The organism is Streptomyces sp. ActVer (assembly GCF_027270795.1).
Lineage (GTDB): Bacteria > Actinomycetota > Actinomycetes > Streptomycetales > Streptomycetaceae > Streptomyces > Streptomyces umbrinus_A.
This window is the reverse complement of sequence record NZ_JAPWHT010000523.1, coordinates 1-6,856: the sequence shown is the minus strand read 5'-3', so window position 1 is coordinate 6,856 and position 6,856 is coordinate 1. Positions and strand designations below refer to the sequence as shown.

Annotated in this window: 3 protein-coding genes and 1 pseudogene; 3 read left to right on the top strand and 1 reads right to left on the bottom strand. The window is 74.8% G+C overall.

Annotation, left to right across the window (positions count from 1 at the left end):
* The 3 genes from O3Q52_RS46215 to O3Q52_RS46205 form a co-directional block, all read left to right on the top strand.
* A partial coding sequence (locus O3Q52_RS46215) for an FtsX-like permease family protein (RefSeq protein ID WP_269654471.1) occupies positions 1-2,200 on the top strand: 2,200 nt, incomplete at its 5' end.
* 1 nt (position 2,201) lies between these two features.
* Positions 2,202-5,168, top strand: a complete 2,967-nt coding sequence (locus O3Q52_RS46210) for an FtsX-like permease family protein (protein WP_269654470.1) — start codon at positions 2,202-2,204, stop codon at positions 5,166-5,168.
* 187 nt (positions 5,169-5,355) lie between these two features.
* Positions 5,356-6,360, top strand: coding sequence for an ABC transporter ATP-binding protein (locus O3Q52_RS46205; protein WP_269654469.1), 1,005 nt, complete (start codon positions 5,356-5,358; stop codon positions 6,358-6,360).
* A gap of 75 nt (positions 6,361-6,435) precedes the next feature.
* Here the strand turns inward: O3Q52_RS46205 and O3Q52_RS46200 are convergent.
* A pseudogene (locus O3Q52_RS46200) lies at positions 6,436-6,856 on the bottom strand (hypothetical protein); the annotation flags it as partial.

Genomic DNA, 6,856 nt, shown 5'->3' with positions numbered 1-6,856 from the left:
CCTCCTGGGGGCGCGGATGACGAGTGGGCACGGCGCGTGTCTCCGAGCGGATGAGTGCTGTCCCCTCGGCGTGCCCGCGCTGACCGGGGGTTCGGGAGGCGGCGGCCGGGCCCGGGCACTGCCCGCGCCGGTACGGGCCGGTGCGGACGTGGGGCTGCTGGTGATCGCGGCGGTCGCGTACTGGCAGTTGAGCCGCCAGAACTCCGGTGCCGTCACGGACGACCGTTCGGGCACGCTCGGCATCGACCCGCTCCTCGTCTCCGCGCCCGCACTCGCCCTGCTCGCCGGAACCGTGCTCACCCTGCGTCTGCTGCCGCCCGTCGCCCGCCTCGCCGAGCGGCGCGCGGCGAGCGGCCGGGGGCTGCCGACCGCGCTCGCGGGCTGGCAGTTCAGCCGTCGTCCGATGGGCGGTGCCGGGCCCGTCCTGCTGCTCGTCCTCGCCATCGCGATGGGCATGCTCGCGATCGGCCAGGGCGCGTCGTGGAACGGCTCGCAGGACGACCAGGCGGACTTCAGGGCCGGCACGTCCGTACGTGTGACAGGAGCGGGCGAGAGCGGACTGGGACAGGCCGGGACCTACGCGGCGGTCGACGGTGTGAGCGGGACGGCTCCCGCGATGCGCACGACGCTGCCGCTGTCCGGGAACCGGACGGCGACGGTGCTGGCGCTGGACACGGCGGACTCCGGGGGCGAGGACGGTTTGCTGATGCGCGGGGACCTGGCCCAGGAGCCGGTGGGGCGGATGCTGGCCGGGCTCGGTCCGAAGGGGGCCGCGTCGCGCGGCGCGGTGCTGCCGAAGGGGAGTACGCGTCTGGGGCTCCTGCTGCGGATCCGGGCGGAGGCCGCGCCGGTGAAGGGGGCGCCCACTGAGGGGTCGGGGTCGGGCTCGGCGGCGTTCCGCTCCGAGATGTCGGCCGACGTGGCGGTGACGCTGGAGGACCGGTACGGCACTCCGTACCGCGTTCCCGTCGGTGAACTGCCCGCCGACGGACGGGCCCACCGGCTCACCCTGGATCTGGCGAAGGCGGCCGAGGCCCCGGCCGGCCGGGCCGCCGAGCCGCTGGCGCTGACCGGGATGCAGTTGGACATGCTCCAGCCGACGGGCCGCGCCGAGCGCCACCTGCTGTCCGTCGAGGAGTTGACGGCCACGGGCGCCGACGGCTCGGAGCAGCGTCTTGAGCAGCCCCCGTCCTGGCTGGCGAAGTCCCGCAGCAACAGCAGCACGGCGGATCCCGAGGCCGACTCCGGCCCGTCGGCGGCGACCGTGAAGTCCGAGAAACCGCTGACGGTCGGCTACGGCACCGGTTACGTACCCGGCGACTACGCCTGGGAGGTCTCGTCGTTGACGATCCGGCTGCGGGTGGACCGGCCCGACGTGCCCGAGGTCGCCGCGGTGGCGACGGACGGCTACCTGAAGGCCGCGGGCGCGCGCACGGGGCAACGGGTGGACGTGACCTTCGGCGGCTCGGCCGTACCGGTGCGGATCGTGGGGCACGTACGGGCGCTGCCGACCACGCAGGACGCCGGGGGCGGGGACCCGTCCGGCGGGGCGCTGCTGGTCGATCTCCGGTCCGTGAACCGGGTGTTGGAGCAGCGGTACGGGGAGAGCATCGCGCCCGGCGAGTGGTGGCTGCGGACCGAGCCGGGGGCGGCGGCGCGGGTGGCCGCGGAGTTGCGCGAGCGGCCCGATGTGGAGCCGTCGCAGGTGGTCGTGCGCGACGAGGTCGCCGAGCAGTTGCGGGACGACCCCTTCGGGGCGGGACCCGAGGCGGCGTTCGCAGCGGCGTCCGTGGTCGCGGCGGCGCTGGCGGCGGTCGGCTTCGCCGTGAGCACGGCGGGGTCGTTGCAGGCGCGCAGCGGTGAGTTCGCGCTGTTGCGCGCGCTGGGGGCGCCTCGGCGTCAGCTCGCGCGGCTGGTCGCCGCCGAGCAGGGCGTGCTGATGGCGCTGGCGTTGGTGGTGGGCGTGGCGCTGGGGGCGGTTCTGACACGGGCGGTGATTCCGTTGATCGTGCTGACGTCCGGGGCGAGCCGGCCGGTCCCGGAGGTGCTGGTCGAACTGCCGCTCGGCCAGGTCGTGTTCCTGCTGGCCGCCGTGGTGGTCGCCCCGCTGGCCGTCACCGCGGTGCTGGCACTGCGGCGGGAGGACACGGCTCCTTCGCTGCGGTCGATGAAGTCACTCAACGGGCAGGACGGTGAGTGAGATGGGGCGTGACTCCGGTTCCGACGGACGTCCGGGCTTCCGACGGCCCGGCTCCGACGGACTTCCCGGCTTTCGGCGGCGGGACCACTCCGTCGCCCCCTGGATCCGTACCCGACTGCGCACGGCCCCCGGCGCCGCGGTCGCCCTCGCGCTCCTGGTGACGGCGACCGCCTGTCTGGCCGCGGCCTTCCCGCGTGCCGTCGAACGATACGAGGACGCGGGCCTGCGTCAGGCCGTCGTGGACGCGACGGCACCCAGGACCTCCCTGCAGGTGTCCGCCCCGCAGCCCGGCACGTACATCCCGCAGCCGGAACGGGAGTCGGCCGTGCGCCCGGACAGCATGGGCAAGTCGTACGAGCGGTTGTTGAACGTGGTGGAGCGGCCGCTCGCCGTCGACCCCGCGCAGTCCACGTACGGCGTCCGCAACATCAACAACCTCGAAGCGGCGGAGACCTGGCTGCCGATGCCGAGCGGGCTGCCCGCGCAGATGTCGCTCGCCGCGCAGAGCGGGCTCGCCGAGCACTCCAGGATGAGCGCGGGCCGCCTTCCGCGCACCGAGGGCACGGTGTCCGCCGCGACCCGTGAGGTGGAGGCCGCGGTCACCACGGAGACCGCGAAGCGCCTCAACATCAAGGTGGGTTCGGTGATCCACGTGCCCGGCGTGCAGCGCGACCCGCTCGCCGTGCGCATCACCGGCATCGTCGCCCCGCGTGACCCCGAGAGCGCGTACTGGACCACACAGCCCCTTCTGCGCACCCCGTCCCTGATCCGGCCGCCCACACAGGGCGGTGAGCCGGAGACCTACTGGCTGGGCGCCCTGCTGCTGTCCCCGGACGCGGCCCCGGTGCTTCTCGGCACCCCGGGCGAACCCGCGCGCTACTGGCTGCTCACCCCGGACCCCGACGCGCTCACCGCGCACGACCTGTCCCGGCTGGGCAGCGCGGTCGCCTCGCTGGAATCGGGCCCGGGTCTGGTGAAGGTCCGCAACTCCACGGACGCGGACACCGGTGTGAGCACCGACCTCGACGAGGTCCTCGCCTCGTACGCCGAACTCCGGTCCGGCGTCCGGCCCCTGGTCTCCGTCGCCGCCTTCGGCACCGGTGCGGTCGCGGTTGTCGTCCTGCTGATGGCAGGCCGTCTCACCGCCGACCGCCGCCGCACCGAACTCGCCCTCCTGCGTGCCCGTGGCGCCTCGCTGCGCGGACTCACGAGGCGGCTGCTCACCGAGACGGCGGTGGTCGCGCTGCCCGCGGGCGCACTCGGCCTCGCGGGCGCGCTGCTCCTCGTCCCGTACGGCCGCGCGCCGTACGCCGTCGGGGCGGCCCTCGCGGTCACCCTCCTCGCCTGCGCCGCGCTGCCCCTGCGCGCCCTGGCCGCGCACCGGGTCGTAGGGGTGCACGGCGCCCGCGAGGACCTCGCGTCCGTACGGCCCTCGCGGCGCCGCACCATCGCCGAACTCACGCTGCTCGTGCTGGCGTCGGCCGCGGTGCTCGCGCTGCGCAGCCGGGGGACGTCCGGCACCTCCGACGAGGCGCTCGACTCCGGCGCCTCCGACAACCTGGGCAGCTCCGGCGACCAACTCGTCGCGATGGCCCCGGTGTTGATCGGTGTCATCGCCGCGCTCCTCCTGGTCCGGCTCTATCCGCTGCCGCTGCGCTGGCTGGCCCGTCCCGCAGGGCGGATGCGCGGCGCGATCGGCCATCTGTCGCTGGCCCGCGCCGGCCGTACCTCCGTCTCCACGGTGCTCCCGCTGCTCGCCCTCCTGACGGCGCTCACCACCGCCGCGTTCGGGGGTTCGGTCCTCGCGGGCGTCGCGGACGCGCGGGACCGGGCGGCCGTGCTCAACCTCGGCGCGGACGCCCGCGTCGAGGCGGAGAGCGCCCTGCCCGCCACCCTGCCGGAGCGCGTCCGCTCGGCACCCGGCGTACAGGAGGTCACGCCCCTGAGCATCGCGTACGAGGCCAAGCCGGGGGCGGGCGTGGAGTCGGTGCCCCTGGCCGGGGTGGACCCCGAGGGGTACGCGCGGCTCGCGGGACGGACGGGTCTCGGGGCGTTCCCGGCGGGCGAGTTGAAGGCTTCGCCGGTGGGCAGCTCGGCGAAGTCCGGCGACGGCAGCTCGGCGAAGTCCGGCGACGGTGGCTCGGCAAAGTCCGGCGAGGGTGGCTCGGCGAAGGCCCCGCTTCCCGCCCTCGCCTCCTCCGCCGTCGCCGACCGCTACGGCACCCATCCCTTCTCGCTGCGGCTGTCGGACGGCAGCGACGTCACCGTCCGCATCACCCTCGTACGCGACCTGACCCCGGCTCTGCCGGGCACGGACTTCCTCATCGTGGACCGGGCCGGCCTCGGCACCGTCGCCGCCCGCCCGACCACGCTCCTGGTGACCGGCGACCACGTGAGCGGGGACGCCCTCCGCAAGGCCGTCGCCGCCGGTACGGGCGCCGATGCGGATGCCACCGCCCGTGCCGACGTACGGCTGCGTTCGGAGGAACGCGCGCGTTACGTCGACTCCCCTCTCCAGTCCGGCGCGGAACGCGTCTACGCGGCCGCGGTGGCGGCGGGCTCCGGATACGCCGTACTCGCGCTGCTGCTCGCCCTGGTGCGCGCCGCCCCCGAGCGTGCCGCCCTGCTGGCCCGGCTGCGCACGATGGGCCTCACCCGGAGCCAAGGGCGCCGACTGCTCGTACTGGAGGCGCTGCCCCAGGCCCTCCTCGCCGCGGCGGGCGGCATCCTGACCGGCTGGGCGGCGGTCCGTCTGCTGGCCCCGGGCATCGACCTCACCTCCATCGCCCTGGCCACCCCCGGCGGCGCACCCCCGACCGGCACCGCCGCACTGCACACGGACCCGGCATCCCTTTTCCTGCCCGCCCTGACCGTCCTCCTCCTGGCCACCGGAACAGCGGCGGGCCAGGCCTGGTGGACGGGCCGACGCGGCTCGGTGCGGGAACTGAGGGCGGGGGACAGCCGATGATCCACGGCAACGGGGGAGACGTGCCCGGCCCGACGGCCTGGACCGGCGAAGGCTTGCCCGCCGCGACGGCCGACTTCGGCGGGCACATGCCTTCCACGACGGCCGGGACCGGCGCAGACAGGCCCTCCACGACAACTGGCACCGGCGGAGACGTGCCCTCCATGACGATCACCACGGGAGTCGCCCGATGACCACCACCGAGCCCACCGGCCCCAGCTTCGCCGACCTGGCCGAACGTGCCGCCGCCCGGCGCGACCGGCCCGCCTACGGTCACGACGCCCTGATCACCTGCGACCGGCTGGTGCGGATCTTCTCCGCGGACGGCGTCGAGGTCCAGGCGCTCCAGGGTCTCGATCTCCTCGTCCGGGAGGGTGAGTTGATGGCGCTGGTGGGCGCGTCGGGCAGCGGCAAGTCGACCCTGATGAACATCCTGGCCGGTCTGGACACCCCCACCGCGGGCGCCGCCCGGGTCTCGGGCCACGACCTGCTGACGATGAACGCGAAGGACCGGCTCCGCTACCGCCGCGACACCGTCGGCTTCGTCTGGCAGCAGACGGCCCGCAATCTCCTGCCCTATCTGACGGCCGCCCAGAACGTCACCCTGCCGATGCAGCTCACCGGCGGCCGCAGGGGCCGTCGAGCCCAGTCCGAACGCGCCCTGGAACTGTTGGAGTTGCTGGGCGTCGCCGACTGCCGGGCCCGCCGCCCGTTCCAGATGTCCGGCGGTCAGCAGCAGCGCGTGGCCATCGCCGTGGCCCTGGCCAACGCCCCCGCCGTGCTCCTCGCCGACGAACCCACCGGTGAACTCGACTCGCACACCGCCGAGCAGATCTTCGCCGCCTTCCGCACGGCGAACGAGCACCTCGGCACCACTGTCGTCATCGTCACGCACGACCAGGCGGTCGCGGGCGAGGTCCGCCGTACGGTCGCCATCCGCGACGGCCGCACCTCCACGGAAGTCCTGCGCCGGACCGAGGTCGACGCCACGACCGGCCACGAGACGGTGGTGGCCCGCGAGTACGCGATGCTCGACCGGGCGGGCCGGCTGCAGCTCCCCGCCGAGTACACCGAGGCCCTCGGCATGCGCGACCGCGTCGCCCTGGAACTGGAACCGGACCACATCGGCATATGGCCGGACGACAGCGAGCACGGCCAACGACCACGGCTGACGAGTGGACCCTGCGGCGAGTGAACCCGACCGGCACCAACCGCCGCTGGTCCGAGAAGTTCCGGTGCTCGCCGCCGCCGGTCGAGAAAGTCAGGACGCTCAGCGAACGCTGACGTCCAACGCCCCGAGTCCCGCCCTGCGTACGGCGATCGACCCGTACGGCGTACGCAGCCTGAGCCACGCGCCCGACGAAAGCAGCCGCAGTACGGCCGCATCGGGCACGGCCGTGTTCGTGGCCGTGGTCCCCGCCGTGTTCGTGGTCACCGCCGTGCCCGTGGTCGCGGCCGGGCGTGCGGGCCGCAGGAATCCCAGCGACTGGGCGGCGTGCGCGGCCCGGACGGGGAGTTCGGTGTCGCCGACCGGCCGGGACCAGATCTCCCGCCCGATCCGGTCGAGCGCGCTCCGCGTACGCCCCTCGGGTGCCAACTCGTCGATACGCGAACGGAATTCGGCGACGGCCCCGGCCACCATGGTCCGCACCGCGTCGGGCCGGGCAGCCCCGGCTCGGACCGCCAGCCCC

Excerpts from the sequence above, each read along its gene's own strand:
- O3Q52_RS46210 (WP_269654470.1), top strand. The coding sequence starts at position 2,202 with ATGGGGCGTGACTCCGGTTCCGACGGACGTCCGGGCTTCCGACGGCCC.
- O3Q52_RS46205 (WP_269654469.1), top strand. The coding sequence starts at position 5,356 with ATGACCACCACCGAGCCCACCGGCCCCAGCTTCGCCGACCTGGCCGAA.